Raw genomic sequence first — 707 nt, 5'->3', positions numbered from 1 at the left:
GGTGGAGCCGGAAAATCGGACAGGGTGTTAAGCTCATCCCGACCTGAAGGAATGGACGGGAATGAAGACGACGAGAAAGCGCTACAGCGCGGAGTTCAAAGCGAAGGTGGCGATGGAGGCGATCCGGGGCGATCTGACGCTGGCGGAGCTGGCAGCGAAGCACGGCATCCACCACACGATGATTGGGGCCTGGAAGCGGCAGGCGATGGAGGGCATGGCCAGCCTGTTTGATAGTGGCGATCAGAGCTCGAAGGCTGCCAGTGAGGCGGAAATCGAGAAGTTGCACGCCAAGATTGGGCAATTGCTGGTGGAACGGGATTTTTTGGCGAAAGCCTCCGGTCGATGAGCGTGGCCTGGAGGCGATCGAAGATCGAGCCGACACACCAGCATCTGTCGATCGCGACACAGTGTCGCCTACTGTCGATCAGCCGCTCGTCCTATTACTACACGCCGATACCGGAAACCGACGAGACGCTGGCGCTGATGGCGCAGATCGACACGGTTTTCATGGATTGCCCGTGGTATGGGAGCCGGCAGATGGCTCGGCATTTGCAGCGTCTGGGCCATGCGGTGGGCCGTCGCCGGGTACGGCGGCTGATGGCGAAGATGGGGCTGGCGGCCATCTACCAGCGACCGCGCACGAGCGATCCGCATCCCGATCATCGCATCTATCCCTATCTGCTGCGCAATCTGGAAATCACGCGCCC

General features: G+C 61.1%; 1 pseudogene. It reads left to right on the top strand.

The window, feature by feature from the left end:
* Positions 1-61: 61 nt before the first annotated feature.
* A pseudogene (locus HLH48_RS22855) lies at positions 62-707 on the top strand (IS3 family transposase); the annotation flags it as partial.

The organism is Gluconacetobacter sacchari (genome assembly GCF_014174255.1).
GTDB classification, from domain to species: domain Bacteria; phylum Pseudomonadota; class Alphaproteobacteria; order Acetobacterales; family Acetobacteraceae; genus Gluconacetobacter; species Gluconacetobacter sacchari.
The sequence above is the reverse complement of the archived record's forward strand: the minus strand, read 5'-3'. Positions and strand labels throughout refer to the sequence as shown.